This is a genomic window from Acinetobacter sp. YH12219, from assembly GCF_013417875.1.
Taxonomy (GTDB): Bacteria; Pseudomonadota; Gammaproteobacteria; order Pseudomonadales; family Moraxellaceae; genus Acinetobacter; species Acinetobacter amyesii.
Genome location: NZ_VPDC01000020.1, coordinates 28,595 through 48,619, shown reverse-complemented (window position 1 = coordinate 48,619; position 20,025 = coordinate 28,595). Strand labels below are relative to the sequence as shown.

General features: G+C 39.9%; 20 protein-coding genes. 19 read left to right on the top strand and 1 reads right to left on the bottom strand.

The genetic code is table 11. The features are described 5' to 3' along the window. The first annotated feature begins 643 nt into the window (after positions 1-643). From FTV04_RS13200 to der, 19 genes are all read left to right on the top strand, one after another. Positions 644-1,468, top strand: coding sequence for a hypothetical protein (locus FTV04_RS13200; protein ID WP_257221048.1), 825 nt, complete (start codon positions 644-646; stop codon positions 1,466-1,468). Positions 1,469-2,304: 836 nt separating this feature from the next. After that, positions 2,305-2,805, top strand: coding sequence for a hypothetical protein (locus FTV04_RS13195; protein ID WP_180089882.1), 501 nt, complete (start codon positions 2,305-2,307; stop codon positions 2,803-2,805). Between the two features lie 91 nt (positions 2,806-2,896). Next, entirely contained in the window at positions 2,897-3,625 is a 729-nt protein-coding gene (locus FTV04_RS13190; protein WP_180089880.1) for a molecular chaperone, read from the top strand. A 5-nt stretch (positions 3,626-3,630) separates the two neighbouring features. Beyond that, a complete protein-coding gene (locus FTV04_RS13185; protein WP_180089878.1) occupies positions 3,631-5,940 on the top strand; it encodes a fimbria/pilus outer membrane usher protein in 2,310 nt (769 codons plus the stop codon). A 13-nt stretch (positions 5,941-5,953) separates the two neighbouring features. Next, positions 5,954-6,364 carry a hypothetical protein gene (locus tag FTV04_RS13180; RefSeq protein ID WP_180007213.1) on the top strand — a complete coding sequence of 137 codons (411 nt, stop codon included), beginning with the start codon at positions 5,954-5,956 and terminating at the stop codon, positions 6,362-6,364. A 170-nt stretch (positions 6,365-6,534) separates the two neighbouring features. Continuing rightward, positions 6,535-6,795, top strand: a complete 261-nt coding sequence (locus FTV04_RS13175) for a hypothetical protein (RefSeq protein ID WP_180089877.1) — start codon at positions 6,535-6,537, stop codon at positions 6,793-6,795. Between the two features lie 135 nt (positions 6,796-6,930). After that, positions 6,931-7,314 (top strand): sensor histidine kinase, encoded by a 384-nt coding sequence (locus tag FTV04_RS13170; RefSeq protein WP_180089876.1) that lies wholly within the window; start codon positions 6,931-6,933, stop codon positions 7,312-7,314. A gap of 119 nt (positions 7,315-7,433) precedes the next feature. Beyond that, on the top strand, positions 7,434-8,711 hold the full coding sequence (locus FTV04_RS13165; RefSeq protein WP_373688134.1) for a glycosyltransferase family 4 protein: 1,278 nt from the start codon (positions 7,434-7,436) through the stop codon (positions 8,709-8,711). 193 nt (positions 8,712-8,904) lie between these two features. Further along, complete coding sequence (locus FTV04_RS13160; RefSeq protein ID WP_180089874.1) at positions 8,905-9,456, top strand: phosphatase PAP2 family protein; 552 nt, start codon at positions 8,905-8,907, stop codon at positions 9,454-9,456. Between the two features lie 121 nt (positions 9,457-9,577). Continuing rightward, entirely contained in the window at positions 9,578-9,778 is a 201-nt protein-coding gene (iscX, locus tag FTV04_RS13155) for a Fe-S cluster assembly protein IscX (protein ID WP_078189615.1), read from the top strand. Positions 9,779-9,887: 109 nt separating this feature from the next. Then, entirely contained in the window at positions 9,888-10,319 is a 432-nt protein-coding gene (ndk, locus tag FTV04_RS13150) for a nucleoside-diphosphate kinase (RefSeq protein WP_078189614.1), read from the top strand. Positions 10,320-10,442: 123 nt separating this feature from the next. Continuing rightward, positions 10,443-11,678 (top strand): 23S rRNA (adenine(2503)-C(2))-methyltransferase RlmN, encoded by a 1,236-nt coding sequence (rlmN, locus tag FTV04_RS13145; RefSeq protein WP_168378458.1) that lies wholly within the window; start codon positions 10,443-10,445, stop codon positions 11,676-11,678. A gap of 15 nt (positions 11,679-11,693) precedes the next feature. Continuing rightward, positions 11,694-12,497, top strand: a complete 804-nt coding sequence (gene pilW / locus FTV04_RS13140; protein ID WP_180089873.1) for a type IV pilus biogenesis/stability protein PilW — start codon at positions 11,694-11,696, stop codon at positions 12,495-12,497. Continuing rightward, a complete protein-coding gene (locus FTV04_RS13135) occupies positions 12,488-13,282 on the top strand; it encodes a RodZ domain-containing protein (protein ID WP_180089871.1) in 795 nt (264 codons plus the stop codon). The genes pilW and FTV04_RS13135 overlap by 10 nt, the downstream gene beginning before the upstream one ends. 23 nt (positions 13,283-13,305) lie before the next feature. Further along, positions 13,306-14,427 carry a flavodoxin-dependent (E)-4-hydroxy-3-methylbut-2-enyl-diphosphate synthase gene (gene ispG, locus FTV04_RS13130; RefSeq protein ID WP_180089869.1) on the top strand — a complete coding sequence of 374 codons (1,122 nt, stop codon included), beginning with the start codon at positions 13,306-13,308 and terminating at the stop codon, positions 14,425-14,427. A 3-nt stretch (positions 14,428-14,430) separates the two neighbouring features. Further along, positions 14,431-15,726, top strand: a complete 1,296-nt coding sequence (gene hisS / locus FTV04_RS13125; protein WP_180089867.1) for a histidine--tRNA ligase — start codon at positions 14,431-14,433, stop codon at positions 15,724-15,726. Between the two features lie 30 nt (positions 15,727-15,756). After that, entirely contained in the window at positions 15,757-16,455 is a 699-nt protein-coding gene (locus tag FTV04_RS13120; RefSeq protein WP_078192660.1) for a tetratricopeptide repeat protein, read from the top strand. Beyond that, positions 16,452-17,597: an outer membrane protein assembly factor BamB gene (gene bamB / locus FTV04_RS13115; RefSeq protein ID WP_078189607.1), complete on the top strand. Its 1,146-nt coding sequence runs from the start codon at positions 16,452-16,454 to the stop codon at positions 17,595-17,597. The genes FTV04_RS13120 and bamB overlap by 4 nt, the downstream gene beginning before the upstream one ends. Positions 17,598-17,771: 174 nt before the next feature. Next, a complete protein-coding gene (gene der / locus FTV04_RS13110) occupies positions 17,772-19,181 on the top strand; it encodes a ribosome biogenesis GTPase Der (protein WP_180073270.1) in 1,410 nt (469 codons plus the stop codon). A 76-nt stretch (positions 19,182-19,257) separates the two neighbouring features. Here der and FTV04_RS13105 read toward each other — a convergent pair whose 3' ends face one another. Beyond that, entirely contained in the window at positions 19,258-19,827 is a 570-nt protein-coding gene (locus tag FTV04_RS13105; RefSeq protein ID WP_111884741.1) for a hypothetical protein, read from the bottom strand. Positions 19,828-20,025: the final 198 nt, after the last annotated feature.

Here is a 20,025-nt window from a genome sequence, read left to right as displayed (position 1 = left end):
AGACGGTATCAAGGCTGCGTGCCTCAAATGATGTAAGCAGTGCTTTTATTCCTTGCGCTTCACTCAGAACAGTGTTCTGAGTTTGCTCATACCTTGGATTCAAGCGAACAAAATCGTAGACAAAGAAAAGAACTAAGTTTTGATTTCTAAGTCAAAAAGCTCCTGTTTTTAACAGGGGCTTTTTTATGCCTTACTGAAATCAGCATAAAGGCAAGTAAAACCGTTGATAAAGAGAAAAACTAATTTCTCCAATCAATTGATTTGAATGTGAAAGCCCACTCATTTGAGTGGTATTTAAATTTGCTAAGTACCTAGAAAGGATAAAAGGCAGTACGTGGCCTCTTTGCGTCCACAACAGTGATTTGCTTTTTGGGCTTCATTCAAAGCAGTACTTTTTCTTCCTTGTATTCAAGTAAAAAAAGTTGTAGAGCAATAAAAGAACAAAATTTTATTTCTCAGTCAAAAAAGATGTTTTTAATGGGGATGCCAAAGATTGGAAACATGGGCTTTAAAAGCGGCACCAATTTAATCTAATGGTTTGAGTCATAGATAGTTTCAAAACTCCTATATTTGTGTCATCTGTGTTGAATTTAGGTTGTGATAGAGTAGGCATTATTCATGCTGTATGGAGTGTGTAATTGCAATGAAAATATCAAAACTCTCTCTTTTACTCGCTCTTTGTCTACCTGTGGTGGGTTTTGCACAAGATGCAGATATAGCACAGCCTGAGTTAAAGCCTTTACCTGAGGTTCGGATATCCATGCAGCGGATGCTTCGCTCGATTGAAGGACGTTATTTCTTAGATTTGTATGCTGGTATATGGAATCCGTACGGGACGTTGACTAATCTACAAGAGCCCAAACAAATTAACTTTAAAGGGACTCAAAAAGCTGATTTTATTGACTTGAATTCAGTTAATGTTGGGACTGAACAAAGTGCGGCAACAGCTTATCGATTGGCAGGAACCTTGAATGCAAATACAGGCTCGTTTAAAGCAGAACTGACTGAACAAACGGTACCACCATCTACAAGTTATTTACAGTTTGAACCTGCGTTTAAAGCAGTAGATAAACCTATCCTGCTGTTTAAGTTTTATGGAGTGCAATCCGCAGACCAACCTTATGGGAAGTCTCTAAAACGCGTAGATGTGATTAATAAATCGAATGGCAAAGTACTACAGTCATTACAAGGCTTTAATGCTTTTGGGAATAGTATGGGATTCTTAGATGTAAACTTTGATGGATACTATGATGTTGTACTTTCGGATACCTCTGATGGTCGAAAAATAGAAGATAAGCGATTTATTTATTGGATGTACAATCCTAAAACGAAGAATTTTCAACGCTCACCGCAATTGGAGAAAATTGCTGGCTTCCCAAAATTAAAAGGAGAGTTGCAGCAGATCGACTTTGGATCAGGTCAAATCTTTCGAGTCGATCAAGGATTGCTTTATCCAGTCAGTGAGTAAGTTAAATTTTTTAAAAAGCCCCATAACTTGGGGCTTTTTTTTATTTATAGAATTTTCTAAAGGAGTATGTAGGCAGTTTTAAAAGAGGTGGTCCGTATTTTGAATAAAAAAACAAAGTAAAATGAGTGTTGAAAGAGAGGGGGTGAATTTCTATATATGTGATAATTCACGTAATAAATGAGATTCTAAAAATTTGAAAAACAAAAACTGAAATTTAAAGAAAGAAAATATGTTTTACAAAAGCTAAACATTGGAAACTAAGACGTGTTTCAGAACCTGTAATTTAATACAAAGTCTCAGTATTTGGTGACGTAATTCTTGTATTGCGTTTCAAAAGACATACCTGAAAGTGGTGATTATACATTTGAGATTCTATTTAAAATTTAAATTTAATCGGTCTTTACTATTAATATAGTTGAATATTCACGTAGTATTGGTTTGTTTGAAAATTATTTTGAACTATTTCACAAATATTTGGTGAAATATGTAACAGCCTATATTATTTTTAATGTTACTAAATTTAATAAAAACAATAAGATATAATATACCAAAAAATAGGGATATGAAAAAAATCCCCAAAATTTGGGATAAAGAGAAAAATTAAATAAAAATATAAAAATTAAAAATATTTAATATATTACAACAACATAATTTAAATATTTGTAAAAAATAATATTACATGATTATTCGTGTGAAATTTCCATATTAGGTTCTTTTTTTCTCAACATGATTAAGAATGAATCAGCACCTAGGGAAAGTAAGATTAATTAGTTTTTCTTAATAAATATCCTTTGATGCACATACTAATAAATCTCATATGAGAATGGAGAAGTGAAATGACTACATCTAAAATTTTAACCGCAATACTATCTGCAACATTGTTCGTAGCACTTCCAGCAACATCTGCAATCGCTGGTGGTAAAAAAGAATCTAAACAATGTGGCGGTGCGCCGTGTGAAGGCGAAATCGACATCGAGTTACAGATTCTTAAAGCATGTGAGCTTTTGGTAGGTAAAGACATCAAACTCGTTGAAGACAGTTATACGGGTGCTAGTGGCTTTACAGTTACAACGAACACTCCATATACATTAAATCTATCTACGCTAAACGCGGGTTCAAGTGCAGATACTTTTGTAAAACATGAAACCACTAGTGATAAAGTATTTACAAAAATCACGACTTCAAAAGGTGGTGTGAATTATCCAATCGGTTCTACACCTGTAGCTGGTATGAGCGTTGATAACTTTGCTGTATCTGTAGCTCCAAAAAATACAATTTCAGGTACTCAACGTGCTGGTACATACAAAGATACTTTATATATCAAAGTAGCTTACTAATCCAAATTTCGGGAGTTGATTCTACACAGTTAGGGTCAACTTCTTTTTATTTTGAATTGATAATAATATTTAAATGTACTGGGGTGGGTATATGAAAAGTTTATTCAAAGTCGTTTCATTTAGTTTAATAACTTGCTTATTGAGTCCTCAAATATTTGCAGGTATTTCAATTAGCCCTGTGCAGTTATATTTAACCGATAAATCTAAACAACGCAGTGCGACATTTACTTTGGAATCGAAAGGGGATGATGAGACACCACGTATTTTTGAAGCTCAAGCATTTAAATGGACTCAAAATGCCGCAGGGGAAGATGTTCTTTCACCTGAATCCAATATTATTATCAATCCGAAAAACTTTATTTTAAAACCAAATTCAAAACAAATGGTTCGTGTGGGTTTTACTCAATCTGTAGAAAGTATGAATCTACAACAAGAAGAAGCATGGCGTATTCTTTATACTGAGCTACCACAAGTGACGAACTCTGAATCGAAAATTGCACTGTTATTAAGTATTAATGTGCCATTTTTTGTCGGCAAACAAGAACCCGCTTATTTGAAATTTATTGCCAAAAAAACGAATGGTCGCACCATTATTCAGGTTGAAAATTTAGCAAAATCACACATTCAAATCCAAAAACTTTATGTCATCGATAAAAGCAAGAAAACAGTCGCTGAATCTTCCGATATGAAATATTTATTGGCATTAGGTAAAAACCAATACGACATCGGGAATGTTTCTTTACAAGGCGCTAGTAATTATAAAGTCGTTGTGGAAACAGATAAAGGTGACACTCCTTTGGAGTTTAATTTAGTTGAGTAGTGGCTATGAATAGAATTACATTGCTTCTATATTGTATTTTATGTGCTAATTCTGCTCATGCAGAAGCCGTTGATATGCCTGATGATTTGTTTCCAACCAGTATTTGGGTAAACGAAGTAGACCGCAAGAGCGAAGTATTATTACTGACTGAAAATAACAAGTTTTATATAGAGTGTGCAGATCTTGATAAGCTGCAAATCAAAGTAGAAATTCTGAAACGACATGCAACTAAAAATTCATTTTGTTTGGTAACGGATCAAGATATTCAGTCTGGATTTGATCCTCAATTGCAAGCCATCAAAATTAATCTTCCATCAAAATATTTCTTTGGGCTAGAAACGGATGCCTTAATCAGTCAGCCGATGCCTGCAAATTTTGGTGCATTTCTCAATTATGAAATGCACTTTGAAAATAACACTCAACATAATAATTTTGGTGTACTGCCTGAACTTGGGGTGTTTAAAGACAATTGGATTTTAAGAAATAATGCCTTTTATCGAAATAATAAAGGGGATGATTATCGTGAAGAAAAATTTGTAAGGTTAAATAGTAGTCTTGAGTTTGATTTCTCCAAAAGTGCGACCAAGCTGATTATTGGTGATACGACCTCTGCCTATAGCGCATTAATTCATGGTGTGCGATTTGGTGGTTTGAGTTTTGGTACAGACTATACGTCACGTCCAGATTTTGTGTATTGGAATATTCCAAGTCTAAAAGGTAGTGCAGTTTTACCTTCGACTGTTGATTTATATATTGATGGCGTAAATATTTATCAGAAAAAGATTTCACCTGGAGATTATAACTTACAAACAGGTGCCAATATTGAAAGTGCAGGTACAGCGCAAATGGTTGTACAAGATGTCTTGGGGAATACCACTGTTCGAAGCTTCCCGGTGTTAATTAGTAGTAAATTGCTCAAAGAAGACTTAAATGATTACAACATTTCATTAGGGAAACTACGCTTCAGTTATGACGAAGAAAATAGTGATTATCGCGATTTTTTCAGTTCAGCCTATTGGCGTAGAGGTGTCACCAGTCGTACCACGTTGGGTGCAAGTGCTACCTATAGTGACAAAGTAAAAAATGCAGGACTGCTATGGACGCAAGCGGTCAATCGATGGTTTGTTTTAGACAGTATTTTTTTAGGCAGTAAAACCGATAATGACGATGGCTATTCTGCAGGTTTGGCTATTAGTCGTAATTTCGGGAAACTCAATTTTGGTGTGAGTTCACGCTACGCTACAAATGATTATCGGGCGTTAGGTTATGAAGATAATCATATTTTTCCAAAATTTGAAAATATGGCGTATTTGAGTTTTGCTAATTTCCCATTCTTTCAAAATTTAAACCTGAACTATATCGAACAAACCCAGTATGAATCTAATGATCCTTTATTTGAATTAGAGGATCGCAAAATGCTCACAGTGGGTGTGAGTCGCGAAATCACACAGAATTTAATGTATACCGCCAATTATTTTAAAGAATTTGGTGATAGCGATGACTCAGGTGCCTTTATTACATTTTCTTATAATTTTGGTGGTGGTAAACGTATTCAGGCTGATGCAGGTACCAATAAATCCGGCGGTGTACGTTTCATCCAAAATGCATTTGGTGAATATGGTGCAAATTATGCGCTCGGTGTGGATTATCGTAATGATGAAACGGTATTAAATGCCTATGGTGGTTTGTCCACTAATGTTGGTGATTTAACTTTGAGTCATCTCTATAGTGAAAATGATTCAACAACACAGGTTGGCTACCGTGGCGCTATGGTGTGGGTGGGTGGTCAATACGCATTGACCAGTTTTGTCGATAATGCTTTTGCTTTAGTGAATGTTGGTGGTCGTGAAGATATTGATGTCATGCGATCAATGTCTCCAGTCGCGAAAACCAATAAAAAAGGCTATGCCTTTGTACACGATATCGTTCCTTATATTAATTACGATATTTCATTCGATGAAAACCAATTGCCGATCGAAAGCAAAGTTCCGAATGCTGCACATCGTTTAGTTGCGTTAAGACAGCGTGGTTATAACATTAATTTTTCAGTATTTGATACACAACAAATATTGGTCAAAATATTGGATGAACAAGGTCATCAATTTGTGGCAGGAAGTGAAGTTGCAATTGATACCCCAGAAGCTGATGTTTATCCAGTGGGTTCAGATGGCACGGTAATGTTATATGGTTTGGTTGAAGGCTACTACAAGTTGACGGTGAGGACCAGTGGTGGTCGATCTTGCCAAACAGCGTTAACAGTGCCGAAAAAGGTAGAAAACCAAACTCCTGAATTAATTACATTGCAGTGTAAATAAAGGAGTATTTCCAATGAAAAGTATTTTACTCATCTCAGCAGCGTTATTTAGTTCAATGACATTTGCAGCACCGAGTCGCTGTGAAATGGGACGAATCAGTGAAACCAATATGCGCTTGGCGAATTACTATAATAGTCAAGCGGCAAGTTCATTTAGTGTCGATTGTTCCGGTAAATACCGCATACGCTTTAATAGCCGTAATTTGCAGGATACTTCGGGCAGTAGTTTTGTGACGAATGGCCCGATTAAGCTCAAAACACGGATGACTGTTTCAGGTGCGATGGAAAATCTGTGGAATGTTTCTACCGAGCAAGGCGCTGGCAAAAATAACTATGTAATTGCTGTGCGTTTGGTGGAGCGAGTGAATGCAACGACACCTGCAGGAATCTACCGCGATACAGTCTTTGTAAATATGGTGTTTTGAGTTGCTTAGCGACAAAATTTATTTCAAGGCCAAGGTGATGATATGCAGAGTGCTGATTTCGTTCATGTTGCTAGATTGAAGCTTGAGGAAAGAAATTTAGGTGAATCTTGGGCTTCAATCTAAGGAGCTTAATTTTCTGTTATGCGTATAAAGTCAGAAATGAAGGAAATTTGATTTCAGCATATGCTTCCCCGATAACAACTTTGGGTGTGGCGATTATTTTTGCACTACGCTTGACTAAAAGTGTAAGACGAATTGAAAAGTTTAATCAAACGTTGGCAACAACGGTCACTCAAGTAAAGGAAGAGTTAACGCATACCTTACAAAATCATTATCAGCTAGAAATGGAAAATACTCGCTTGCAAGAGCGTATTCAAATAGCACATGACCTACATGATGGCTCAGCTCGATCATTGCGATTAATGGCATAGGCTGAGCAGAGCGCCAAAGATCTGACCAATCCACAATTTTTATCGATGTTGAAAATTTTAAGAGATGATTTACGACAGATCATTGATAGCGGTTCAAGTTTAGGCACCAAACTGCCTGAAACCCCTTTGTAATGGATGGCACTCTTTAGGCACCGTTTTAATCAGTTATTTGATGAGCTCGATATATACGCTAAATGGTCAGTTCCTGCAAAATGGGAAGTGGATGTTACTCCATTGGAATGTCTAAGCTTACAGCGTGTAGCTGAAGAAGCATTAACCAATATTGTGAAGCATAGTCATGCGACCGTGGTGCAGATTCGAATTTATTATGAAAACTCGGCGTTGATAATGGAAGTTGAAGACAATGGCGTGGGGGTTGATGTGGATCTGGTTAATCAAGCTGGTTTGAGTGTGGGGCTTCGTAGTATGAGTGGGTGTTTAGAAAGGATGAACGCAGATATGCAAATAGCTTCTCGTGCGGGTCAGACGATTTTAAAACTGATTAAAAATTACGGATAAATCATGATTTTGTAGAAGAAATTAGTCAATTTTTTTCAATAAACTGTCATCAAATAATCATCAAAATGCAAAAAACTGCTGCTTAAACTGTGGATATACATTTATAAGAAGCATGTAAGATCATGACAGAATCGGCTATCAATTTAGGGCATATGCAGGATGAACCTGCACGCTTTCAATTCCAATTTAAGCATATGCAATCACGAATGGATGTGCAAACGATCTCAACCTTAATCCGTCCAGGTCTAAAAGTCGCCATTGTTACAGATACGTGGGCGCCAGAAATTAATGGTGTTGCACATTCTTTATTGCAGTTGTGTAAAGGCTTGCAGCAACAAGGCAACTCAATATTTTTAATACGTCCTGAACAGTCCGAAAGTTGTCAGGATTTTCGACCTGATCAAGAGTGTTTGGTTCGAGCGCAGTCGATTCCTAGATATTCAGGTTTACAATTTGGCTGGCCGCAATTGATCAAGCTGAGTAAAGCTTTAAAAAAAGCCCAAGTCGACATTGTGCATATAGTCACTGAAGGGCCTTTGGGATTTGCTATGCTTCAACTGGCGCGTTCTTTACAGATTCCTGTGTCCAGTGGTTTTCATTCGGCCTTTCATGATTTTAGTCGATTCTTTGATTTAGCGTTTTTAATGAAGCCTGTACAACATTATTTACGATGGTTTCATAACAATACTCAACTCACCTGTGTCCCGAGCCAAGATACTGCAGATGCCCTGCATCGATTAGGTTTTAGTTGTCCATTGGTGGTGGTGGGGCGTGGTGTGGACCATAGCCGATTTTCTCCCTCACATTATCGAGCAGATCTGAGACAACAGTGGCAAGCAGATGAACATACCCGCGTGATGCTGTATGTCGGTCGGCTATCTCCTGAAAAAGAGGTAGATGTTTTAATTTCAGCCTATCGCTCGATGTTGGCTATGGATGCACGAACGAAATTGGTCATTGTGGGTGATGGCCCAGATCGTGCGCGATTAATGCAATTGGCAAAATCACTAGATGTTATTTTTATGGGAAGTTTAAGTGGTCAGGCTTTATCGGAAGCCTATGCTAGTGCGGATGTTTTTGTTTTCGCAAGTCAGGTTGAGACTTTTGGTAATGTGGTTTTGGAGGCGATGGCCAGCGGATTGCCTGTGATTGCATATAATGCTGCATGTGCCCAACTGCACGTGAGAAATCAGCAAACGGGATGGTTATGTCACTTATCTCGAACCGATGAATTTATTCGGCTTATGCAGCAATTGCCGCAACGCGCTAAATTAAAAACCATGGGCATCGAGGCGGCAAAAGACGCTGCTAAAATCGGATGGCAATATCCTGTACAGCAATTTGAGCAAGCGCTATATCGCGTGGTGGATCAAGCCATGATGAGCCAATGGAGCTAGCGTTATTGGCTATATTGAAAAGTTCAACATCTTCAAAAATCAATATTCATCGAACTGTCATCAAAGCATCATTGCACTGTCAAAAAGAGAACCTAAGCTGAGTCAAACAAAGATCTAAACTTGTAAAAATAACAACACAAATCTAGCTCAACCCCAACACAGTCAGGCTTTGACTGTAGATAGGAGATTAGCGATGAATTTTAAAAATGCAAAAACAAGAATGCTGCATCTCGATTTAAAAGGCTGTATTTATCTCAATCATTTTTCACATCAACAAGTTGTCGCTGACATATTTAAAATGGTGAGTCGACTTGGTGATGGTGTGTTTTGGTATGTCATGTTGGTGACGGTTTGGATCGTGCAGGGCATCTCCTACAGTGTGCAAATCGTCTATGTATTACTGGGTGGTTTCGTCGGCACCTCGATCTATAAACTCCTCAAAAAGAAAACTGTGCGCCCAAGACCGTACCAAGTGCATCAAGTGATTCGCTTAGGTGAACGCCCTCTAGATCATTTTAGTTTTCCATCGGGGCATACTCTACATGCGGTCATGGCAACAACAGTGCTGGGCTATATTCAACCCATGTTGTTGGTCTTAATGTTGCCCTTTAGCTTATTGGTGGCATTATCCCGCATGATCTTAGGATTGCATTACCCGAGTGATGTTGCTGTCGGTGCTGCAATAGGCGCTGCAGTGGGTGCCGCAATTATTCTCTGTGCACCTCTTTTGGGTTTGGTTTTATAGTTTGATGTGGAGATCTTAATTGCAAAATCTGGTAATAAAAAAATTAAAAGGGTTTATCACGTCGAATTGCTGAAATTTGTTAAAGTAAGCCATCATTCTATAGACGATGTTAGGAAGACCCATGGGTTTACGCTGGACAGATACCATTGATATCGCAATTGAGCTGTATGAAGCTCACCCTGATGTTGATCCGCAATGGATTCGATTTACTGACCTACATGCATGGGTATGTGCATTGCCAAATTTCACTGATGACCCTGAAAAGTCGACTGAAGGTCTGCTTGAGGGAATTCAGATGGCCTGGATTGATGAGGCAAGTTAATCCCTACATCGAAAAAAGCAATTTTTTTGTATAGCAAAAGCAGAAAATAGCGCATTATTCGGTATAATGCGGCAAATTTTTCACGTCAAATTGACTTAAGGAGCCTCTCATGGCTATTGAACGTACTTTATCTATCGTTAAACCAGACGCAGTTGCTAAAAACCACATCGGCGACATCTTTGCTCGTTTCGAAAAAGCTGGTCTTCAAATCGTTGCAACTAAAATGAAACACTTGACTCAAGCTGAAGCTGAAGGCTTCTACGCTGAGCACAAAGAACGTGGTTTCTTTGGTGACCTAGTTGCATTCATGACTTCTGGTCCAGTTGTAGTTTCAGTTCTTGAAGGCGAAAACGCAGTTCTTGCTCACCGTGAAATCCTTGGCGCAACTAACCCTAAAGAAGCTGCTCCTGGTACTATCCGTGCAGACTTCGCTGTAAGCATCGACGAAAACGCTGCTCACGGTTCTGACTCTGTAGCATCTGCTGATCGTGAAGTTAACTACTTCTTCGCTCAAACTGAGATCGCTCCACGTACTCGTTAATTCGAAGTATTCAAACCAGATAAGTGGTATACTGCTTGTCTGGTTTTTTTATTCTCTGAATAATTCTTTGCTCAATAACTGAGCTTCTCCTTTGATCTTTAGACATGGTTTAGGTAATTACACATGAGTACTGAAGTAGTCGCTACATCAGCTGTTTCTGATGCACAGCAACAATCTCCATCCGCTCCGACGCAGAAAAATACTGTGGAGAAAGTGAATTTACTGGGCATGTCACGTCCGCAAATGGAAAAATTCTTCGAAGAAATGGGGGAGAAGAAATTCCGTGCTGGGCAGGTGATGAAATGGATTCATCAGTTCTTCGTGACTGATTTTGCTGAAATGACCAATATTTCTGGTAAATTGCGTGAAAAACTAGAAAAGATTTGTGAAATTAAAGCGCCTGAAGTGGTGCATAAAAATTATTCAAAAGACGGTACTCGTAAATGGGTGTTCCGTGTAGGTGATGGTGCAGGTTCATTGGTTGAAACCGTGCTCATTCCTGCAGAAGATAAAACCGGCGCACGTAAGACCTTGTGTATTTCGTCACAAGTGGGCTGTGCTCTGGACTGTTCATTCTGTTCAACTGGGAAACAAGGTTTTCAACGTGATTTGAGCCAAGCTGAAATTATTGGTCAGCTGTGGATGGCGAACTTCTCTTATATGGAAGATGTGCCAGTTGCTGATCGTGAACGTTCAGTAACCAACGTGGTGATGATGGGTATGGGTGAGCCACTGTTGAACTATGATGCCGTATTGAATTCAATGCGTATCATGCTGGATGACTTTGCATATGGCATGTCGAAGCGTCGTGTGACTTTGTCAACCTCAGGTGTGGTGCCTAAAATTGACCAATTGGCACAAGACATTGATGTAGCCTTGGCAATTTCACTCCATGCGCCAAATGATGAACTACGTAACGAACTTGTTCCGATCAATAAAAAATATCCGTTGGAACAGTTGATTGCAGCTTGTCAGCGTTATATCGCCAAAGATGGTAATGAAAGTTCACGTAAACACGTGACTATCGAATACGTGATGTTAGATGGTGTAAATGACCATCCTGAACATGCACAGCAAATGTTAAAGCTGTTGAAAAACTTACCAAGCAAAATTAATTTAATTCCGTTTAACCCGTTCCCGCATGCGCCATACGGTCGTTCAAGCCGTAACCGTATTATTTCTTTCCAAAAAACTTTGTCTGATGCCGGTTTTGTGTGTACGATTCGTCAGACACGTGGTGATGATATCGACGCTGCGTGTGGACAACTCGTGGGGCAAGTTGCTGACCGTACTCGTCGTGCGGAGCAATGGAAAAAGAAAGTTGCGCAGCAAAATGAGATACTGCGCTCACAAGGATAATAAAGAGGCAGCCAATTGAAAAAGTTAACGTATAAGTTCACTTTCGTTTCAGCTTTATGTGCATCGGTTTTGGTATTAACAGCATGTCAAACGCCTGAGATTGGGAAAAAAGACCCAGAGAAAGCCGTAAAAATCAGAACGCAATTGGCTGTTGAACACCTGAAAGCAGGGGATTTGGACTCTGCTAAACGTGCATTAGATCAGGCTTTAGAGGTGGATTCTCGCGATTCCCAAGCCAATATGATGATGGGCGTCTTACTGCAAAGAGAAGGCAGTCCAGCCAACTTAGAAAAAGCAGATAGTTATTTTAAGCGTGCAATTTCAGCAGACTCAAAAAATTCTCAAGCACGTAACAACTACGGTACGTATTTATACCAAGTTGAGCGTTATAATGATGCGATTGAACAGTTCAGCATCGCAGGTTCAACTTTAGGTTATGATCAACGTTTCAAAGCATTGGAAAATTTAGGTCGAATTTACCTGAAAGTGGGTGATGTGGCGAATGCTGAAAAATCATTCAAACAAGCTTTGCAGGCTAATCGTGATTCCTATGTTTCAATGTTAGAGTTGTCTGAAATCTTTTATTTGAATCAGCAGTTCCCTGCTGCCACACAAATGTATGAACAATTTGTACGTGCAGTAGGACAAAAAAATCAGGGTGCGCGTGCACTCTGGATTGGCATTCGAACAGCGCGTGCCAATGGCGACAATTTGGGTATGCAAGTACTGGTTAACCAGTTACGTGCTTTGTTCCCAGAAAGTCCTGAATACCAACGCTATTTGCAATTACAGTACAGTACTGAGGCCGTATGGAAGTAAATCCTAATTCACCGCAATCGAATGGTTCGAGCGTAGCTCCAAATGCATTAGGAAATGTACAACGCCCAGGTGAGTATTTACGTCAAGTACGTATTACGCAAAAACTGGAACTTGAAGCTGTCGCATCAGAACTCAATATTCCATTAAAAACACTGACTGCACTTGAGCAAGATGATTATAAGTCATTGCCTGAAGCGACCTTTATTAAAGGTTACTACCGCACTTATGCCAAATATTTAAAAGTTGATGCAACCAATATCATTCAACGTTTTGATGATATTTATGCTAACGATACGGGTTTGTTGCCAAATCACGCGTTAAACAATTCACCGATTAAAATTATGGGTAAATTACCCGGTTCTAACCGCGACCGTAATCGTAAATGGATCAAACGTGGTCTGATTGCATTGGCGGTGTTGGTGGTCATTGGTGCGATCGTGGCAGCGATTCAGGGCATGACCTCGGGCAGCGATAATGAAGACGCTGTGACCAATGATGTCGCTTCAGAAGTTCAAGTCCTCGACATGAATGGCGGAAATGCAGCGGTCAGTGGCGATCAATTGACATTGACCTTTAGTAGCCCGACTTCAGTACATATTGTTGATTCGACGGGTAAGGTGTTGGCGACGGGTCGTCAAGCATCGACGCTCAACTTAAACGGTGAAACACCATTCCAAATTCGTTTGGATGATGCAACAGTAGTGTCATTAAGCTTAAATAATGAAAATATTTCATTGTCACCATATACCGTAAACGGCAAAGCAGATTTCCGTTTATCACGTTAAGGGACAACAGAGCAGACTGAACAATGATTGAAAATCCAATTAAGCGCCGTCCAACGCGTAAAATTAAAGTAGGTTCGGTGTATGTCGGTGGTGATGCGCCGATCAGCATCCAAAGTATGACCAATACTGAAACCTGTGATGTCGAAGCGACCGTGGCACAGATTCAGCGCTGTGTTGATGTAGGCGCAGACATCATGCGTGTGTCTGTACCAAGTATGGAAGCTGCTGAAGCTTTTGGTGAAATTCGTAAACGTGTGCAAGTGCCATTGGTTGCCGATATTCACTTTGATTATAAAATTGCTTTACGTGTTGCAGACCTTGGTGCAGATTGTTTGCGTATTAACCCGGGTAATATTGGCTCAGAAGCTAAAATTCGTGAAGTGGTAACTGCTGCACAACATAATGACATCTCTATGCGTATTGGTGTCAATGCCGGTTCACTGGAAAAAGATATTCAAAAGAAATATGGTGAGCCTACAGGTCAGGCTTTGCTTGAATCTGCAATGCGCCATATTGATATTTTAGACCGTTTAAATTTCCATGAATTTAAAGTGTCAGTCAAAGCATCGAATGTCTTTCTGACGATGGATGCTTACCGTTTGTTATCTAAACAAATTGATAACCCATTACACTTAGGTGTGACTGAAGCAGGTGTCTACCGCACGGGTTCAGTCAAATCTGCTATCGCTTTAGGCGGTTTGTTGATGGAAGGCATTGGTGACACCATGCGTATTTCATTGGCAGCAGAGCCTGAAGAAGAAATCAAAATTGGCTTTGATATTTTAAAATCATTGGGCTTACGTTCAAACGGCATTAACTTTATTGCATGCCCAAGTTGTTCACGCCAAGAGTTCAATGTCATCAAAGTTATGCAAACATTGGAAGAGCGTTTAGAAGATATTCGTACCCCAATGGATGTATCGGTGATTGGTTGTAAAGTAAATGGTCCGGGTGAAGCCAAAGAAGCCGATATTGGTGTAGTAGGTGCAAGTCCGCGTTCACTGGTGTATCGTAATGGCGAAAAGAGCCATTTAATTGACACAAATCAGTTGGTTGACGAAATCGAAGCGATGGTTCGTCAACGTGTTAGCGATCTTGAAGACGCTAAAGCTAAAGAGATTATTCGCACAAGTTTTTCTGAGTAGATCATGAGTTCAATCGTCGCAATCAAAGGTTTTAATGACATTCTCCCTACGCAAAGTCCTGCATGGAGACGTCTAGAACAGCATCTATCTAGCCTGATGGATGCTTATGGTTATCAGCAAATTCGCTTGCCGATTGTGGAGCAGACTCATCTGTTCAAACGTTCTATTGGTGATGCAACGGATATCGTTGAAAAAGAAATGTACACATTCTTAGACAAAGGTAATCCGCCTGAGTCTTTGACTTTGCGTCCAGAAGGAACAGCAGGGTGTGTACGTGCAATGCTTGAACATAACTTACTTCGTGGTGCTACACCGCGTGTATGGTATGTCGGCCCAATGTTCCGCTATGAAAAACCACAAAAAGGTCGCTACCGTCAGTTCCATCAATTTGGCGTAGAAACCTTTGGTGTTGCAACACCAGATCAAGATGCAGAATTGATTTTAATGACTGCGCGTTTGTGGAAACGCATGGGCGTTGCAGATAAAGTTCAATTAGAACTCAATACATTAGGTGAGTCTGATGAACGTGCAGCTTATCGTGCGGCATTGGTTGAATTCTTAGAGTCACATAAAAATGACTTAGATGAAGATTCTCAGCGACGTCTAACTACGAATCCACTGCGTATTTTGGATTCTAAAGATGCAAAAACACAAAGCATTTTGGAAAATGCGCCAAAACTTCACGACTTTATGGGTGAAGAAACGTTGGCTCACTTTGCCCAATTGCAGCAGTATTTGACTGATGCTGGTATTGGTTTTGTGATCAATCAGAAATTGGTTCGTGGTCTCGACTACTACAATAAAACGGTCTTTGAATGGACAACTACACACTTAGGTTCTCAAGGAACGGTATGTGCTGGTGGTCGTTATGACGGTTTAGTCGGTCAGCTTAAAGGTAAAGCAGACCAGTCTGTACCTGCTGTTGGTTTTGCAATGGGTATGGAGCGTTTGCTTCTTCTACTTGAACAAGTGGAAGACAATACCCCAGTGCGTGACTGTGAGCTATTCTTGGTTTCAGATCCTGCAACTCAAGGTAAGGCATTGGTACTTGCTGAACAAATTCGTGATCAACTTGAAGCAGCGGGTAGCAACATTCGCTTAAAAGTTGGTTCACAAGGTTCAATGAAATCGCAAATGAAAAAAGCCGACCAATCGGGCGCTTTATTTGCTGTGATTTACGGTGAACGTGAGCAAGCAGCAGGGCAAGTGCTGGTGAAAGAGCTAGCGATTGCAGAACAACACGAAGTGAATGTGGCAGACTTTGTTGCCTTCATTATCGAAAAAAATTCTTCAAAATAATCCCTATAACATAAGGAAAAAGGTAATTTCATGAGCGCATTGAGTGAAGAAGAACAACTTGATAATTTAAAATCGTTTGCTAAAAAATATGGCTCTGCCATTGTTAGCGGCATTTTAATTGCGTTGATTGCCTTTTTCGGATGGGAATACTGGCAGAAGAAAACTTTGGCTGAATCGCAAATGCAAACAGCCAAAGTACAGCAGTTAATGGATGATGCTCAGTCGGCGACTGGCGATGCGTTTACACAACTTTCTGCGACTGCAGATAAAATTGTAAAAGAAGCGCCAGATTCGCCACAAGCCATCCAAACTCAGTTGCTTATGGCAAAATTGGCATATGATAAAGCCGATTATGCCAATGCTGAGAAAGCTTTGAAAAAAGTTGAAAATTCAAAAGTTGATGATGCAGGCTTAATTCAATTGGTGAAATTACGTTTGGCGTATGCACAATTGGCGCAAAAGAAATTTGATGAAGCATTAAAAACCTTAGAAGCAGTTAAAGAACCTGCTTTTCAAGCGACTGCAGATGAAGCCCGTGGCGACGTCTATGTTGCGAAAAATGATATCGAAAATGCAAAGAAAGTTTATCAAAGTGCATGGGATGCTTTGGTTGAGCGACAAGAAGAACGTCAAATTTTACAAATTAAACTCGAAAGTGTAGGCGTTTTAGTTGATGATCCTGAAATTGAACGTCCGATTATAGATACACAAGTGGAAGCAACTGAATGAATAGAAAATACAAAATTACCTGTGCGCTGACAGTTTTAACACTTGCTTTGGCTGGTTGTGCAAATAAAGGAAAAGTAGAAAAAGTAAAACCAAATCCTTTACCAAAATTGGAACAGGCAAAAACTTTAGCACCTGTATTTTCAAACAGTGTGGCTTCAACTGAAGAAGCAGATCCACTGCGTTTACGTATGGATGCAGATAATGGCGTTGTTTTTAGCGTAAATCCTAACGGTGAAGTTCAAGCCTACAAAGGTAAAGAGCGCTTATGGCAGAAGAAAATCTCTAAACAAGGTTTGACTGCAGGTGTAGAAGCTGCTGACGGTATTGTGGTTGTGGGTAATGCAAAAGGTCAATTATTTGCATTAGATCAGGCAACAGGTGAACAAAAGTGGACTGCGCAATTAACCGGCGCGTTACTTTCACCGTCGTTGATTCAAGCAGGTCGCGTTATTTCAGTTACCAATGATGGTACGGTATACGCAAACGATGTGGCAACGGGTCAACAAACTTGGACCTATAACTTGCCAAATGTGCAGTTTAGTTTACGTGGTATGGCAGCACCGGTATCACTCGATGCTCGTCATGTTCTCATTGCTTCTTCAAATGCCTATATCTATGTGATTGATGCATTGAGCGGTATTCCGAAAATGCAGCGTCGTGTTGCAGTGTCAGACGGTCGTTCAGATGTACAACGTCTCATTGATATTGACGGTGAACCGACTGTAGCAGGTCAATTTTTAATTACCACCAGTTACCAAGGCCAAGTGACTGCACTTGATCTTGCATCACAACAAGTGATCTGGAGTAATGATGCGAGCAGCATTCAGCGCCCTGAAGTTGCAGGCAATGGTGTCTTTGTGACACAAACTGATGGTAAAATTGTGGCTTACGAAATTACCACTGGTCAAACATTGTGGGAAAATGACCAATTGCTTAATCGTAATTTGAGTAACCCAGTGATGTTAGGTCAAGACCTTGTGGTTGGTGATCTGGATGGTGTACTTCACTTAATCAACCCAGCGACAGGCGAATTGGTTGGTCGTTCTAAAACCAGTGGTGAAGTACGCTCACTACGTGTGATTGACAACCAATTATATGTGTCGACACGTAAGGGTGCATTAAGCATTTGGCAGAACCGTTAATTTTTCTGCGGCTTATGTTAAAATAAGCCAAACCGTATTTTTGAACGCGGGGGATTGAACCATCAATGCCCCGTGTTTTTATTTATTTTAGGCATTTATCCTATTTCCATTCTTCCTAAGCTTTCTGATGTTCAGACCAGACCAAACTGGCTGATCTGGAATAAAGGTTAATCTATGAAACCCGTAATTGCGCTCATTGGTCGTCCGAACGTCGGAAAATCAACGTTGTTTAACCAGATAACCAAGAGCCGTGATGCTCTCGTTGCTGACTTTGCAGGTCTTACTCGTGACCGTAAGTATGGTGACGCGACTTATCAAAATAAATCCTTTATCGTCGTTGATACTGGGGGTATTGGCGAAACTGAGGGCGGTATCGACTCGTACATGGCAGAACAGTCAAAAACTGCCATTAATGAAGCAGATATTATTGTCTTTGTGGTCGATGCGCGCGCAGGCTTATTGGCATCTGATGAGCAAATTGCACGTGACTTACGTACGCTAGGTAAAAAAGTTTATCTTGTTGCCAACAAAGTTGATGGTGTACATGCCGAAGCAGCTTTAGTTGAATTCTTCAAATTGGGTATGGGTGAACCACTTCAAGTGGCTGCCAGCCATGGTCGTGGTGTTCAGCAGATGCTTGAAGAAGTGTTGGCTGATGTACCTGAAGATGAAAGTGAAGAACAACACGATAAAGACACAGGCTTACGTTTAGCGATTATTGGTCGTCCAAACGTAGGTAAATCGACTTTAGTGAACCGTTTGTTGGGTGAAGACCGTGTGGTTGCATTTGACCAACCGGGTACTACACGTGACTCGATTTATATCCCATTTGAACGTGATGGCCGTAAATACACACTAATCGATACTGCGGGTGTACGTCGTAAAGGTAAAGTGGACGAAATGATCGAGAAATTCTCGATTGTGAAAACTTTACAAGCGATGAAAGATGCGCATGTTGTGGTTATTGTTGTCGATGCACGTGAAGGGATCGTTGAGCAAGACTTGCATTTGATCGGTTATGCGCTTGAAGCAGGCCGTGCGATGGTGATTGCCATCAACAAATGGGACAACATGTCTGACTACGACCGTAAACAATGTAAATTAGATGTTGAACGTCGTTTTGACTTTATTCCATGGGCAAAAATTCACTTAATTTCTGCACTTCACGGTACAGGTGTTGGTGATCTTTATCCATCGATCCACCGTGCTTATGATTCTTCGCATTTGAAAGTATCACCTGCGAAAATCACTCAGATCTTGAATGATGCAACTGATGCGCACCAACCACCAATGGTTCAAGGTCGTCGTATCAAAATGCGTTATGCGCATATTGGCGGACAAAATCCACCGACGATTGTGATTCATGGTAACAAAGTCGATAAAACGCCAAATGACTATCGTCGTTACCTAGAAAACGTGTTCCGTAAAGTTTATAAACTTGAAGGTACGCCAGTCAAAATTGAATTTAAAACCTCTGATAACCCATTTGAAGGTCGTAAGTCGCAAATCGATGAGCGTACGGCGGCACGTAAACGTCGTTATGTTCAGAAGTTCAAAAAAGCGGAAAAGAAATTCAAACGCTAAGTTTAGATGAACAAAAAAAGCCTGCAGATATGCAGGCTTTTTTATTTCACTTTATTTATCTAAAAAGATGTAGAAATTAGTTTTTACACTTTTTAGCTTGGCGGTAAATATCAATATTATCCAGGTTAGCTTGAGCAATTTCCATGGCTTGCTGTGCGCTGCTGCTATCCTGTTGTGTATTTTTATTGCCAGAAAAAGCTGTCGCAAATTGTCCCATACGCGCGGCTGTTTCAGATTGACCTGAAAATGCGGATAGCGCGTTGCCAGCAAGACCAGCCCATTTTGAAACTTGATTATTTTGCTGTGCAGACGCTTGGCTTAATGCCAGTTGCGATGCTTCCAATGTGCGTTCGAAAGTTTTACGTTCAACGCTCAGATCAGTGCAATCTAAGGTTTTTAAATAACTGGTGCTATAAACACTATTGTTGGTTTGGTTAGCTTGATTGAAATTTGAGGCATAGCCACGGTCTGCTTGAGCTACAGCATTGGCAGCTTCTTGACGGCTTTGATTCATACGCGCTTCAGCTTGGTCCATAATCGCGCCATTTTTGGCACCCATTACTGCAACAGCTGCATCCAATAAGCCTGCTTGAGCGAAACATGGTAGGACACAAAGTGAACTGATTAACGTGATTTTTCTTAGCATCTGATTTACCCCGAGTTTTAAATTAAAGTTATAAGAATCTAGAGTATTTTATCTAATTGAAGATGTATTTAAAATATTTATTATACTTAAGTATTTGAATATATTTATAATATTAAGTATTTCTTAAGTGGTTTGAAATATTTTTAAACTGAGTTTTAAAATCTCGATAAGTCAAAGGACCGATGCGCTCATCTGTAT

Coding starts and splice junctions, on each gene's coding strand:
- hisS (WP_180089867.1), top strand. CDS start 14,431: ATGAGTTCAATCGTCGCAATCAAAGGTTTTAATGACATTCTCCCTACG.
- FTV04_RS13200 (WP_257221048.1), top strand. CDS start 644: ATGAAAATATCAAAACTCTCTCTTTTACTCGCTCTTTGTCTACCTGTG.
- ndk (WP_078189614.1), top strand. CDS start 9,888: ATGGCTATTGAACGTACTTTATCTATCGTTAAACCAGACGCAGTTGCT.
- rlmN (WP_168378458.1), top strand. CDS start 10,443: ATGAGTACTGAAGTAGTCGCTACATCAGCTGTTTCTGATGCACAGCAA.
- FTV04_RS13180 (WP_180007213.1), top strand. CDS start 5,954: ATGAAAAGTATTTTACTCATCTCAGCAGCGTTATTTAGTTCAATGACA.
- FTV04_RS13160 (WP_180089874.1), top strand. CDS start 8,905: ATGAATTTTAAAAATGCAAAAACAAGAATGCTGCATCTCGATTTAAAA.
- der (WP_180073270.1), top strand. CDS start 17,772: ATGAAACCCGTAATTGCGCTCATTGGTCGTCCGAACGTCGGAAAATCA.
- FTV04_RS13190 (WP_180089880.1), top strand. CDS start 2,897: ATGAAAAGTTTATTCAAAGTCGTTTCATTTAGTTTAATAACTTGCTTA.
- FTV04_RS13170 (WP_180089876.1), top strand. CDS start 6,931: ATGGCACTCTTTAGGCACCGTTTTAATCAGTTATTTGATGAGCTCGAT.
- bamB (WP_078189607.1), top strand. CDS start 16,452: ATGAATAGAAAATACAAAATTACCTGTGCGCTGACAGTTTTAACACTT.
- ispG (WP_180089869.1), top strand. CDS start 13,306: ATGATTGAAAATCCAATTAAGCGCCGTCCAACGCGTAAAATTAAAGTA.
- FTV04_RS13135 (WP_180089871.1), top strand. CDS start 12,488: ATGGAAGTAAATCCTAATTCACCGCAATCGAATGGTTCGAGCGTAGCT.
- FTV04_RS13195 (WP_180089882.1), top strand. CDS start 2,305: ATGACTACATCTAAAATTTTAACCGCAATACTATCTGCAACATTGTTC.
- FTV04_RS13185 (WP_180089878.1), top strand. CDS start 3,631: ATGAATAGAATTACATTGCTTCTATATTGTATTTTATGTGCTAATTCT.
- FTV04_RS13120 (WP_078192660.1), top strand. CDS start 15,757: ATGAGCGCATTGAGTGAAGAAGAACAACTTGATAATTTAAAATCGTTT.
- FTV04_RS13105 (WP_111884741.1), bottom strand. CDS start 19,827: ATGCTAAGAAAAATCACGTTAATCAGTTCACTTTGTGTCCTACCATGT.
- iscX (WP_078189615.1), top strand. CDS start 9,578: ATGGGTTTACGCTGGACAGATACCATTGATATCGCAATTGAGCTGTAT.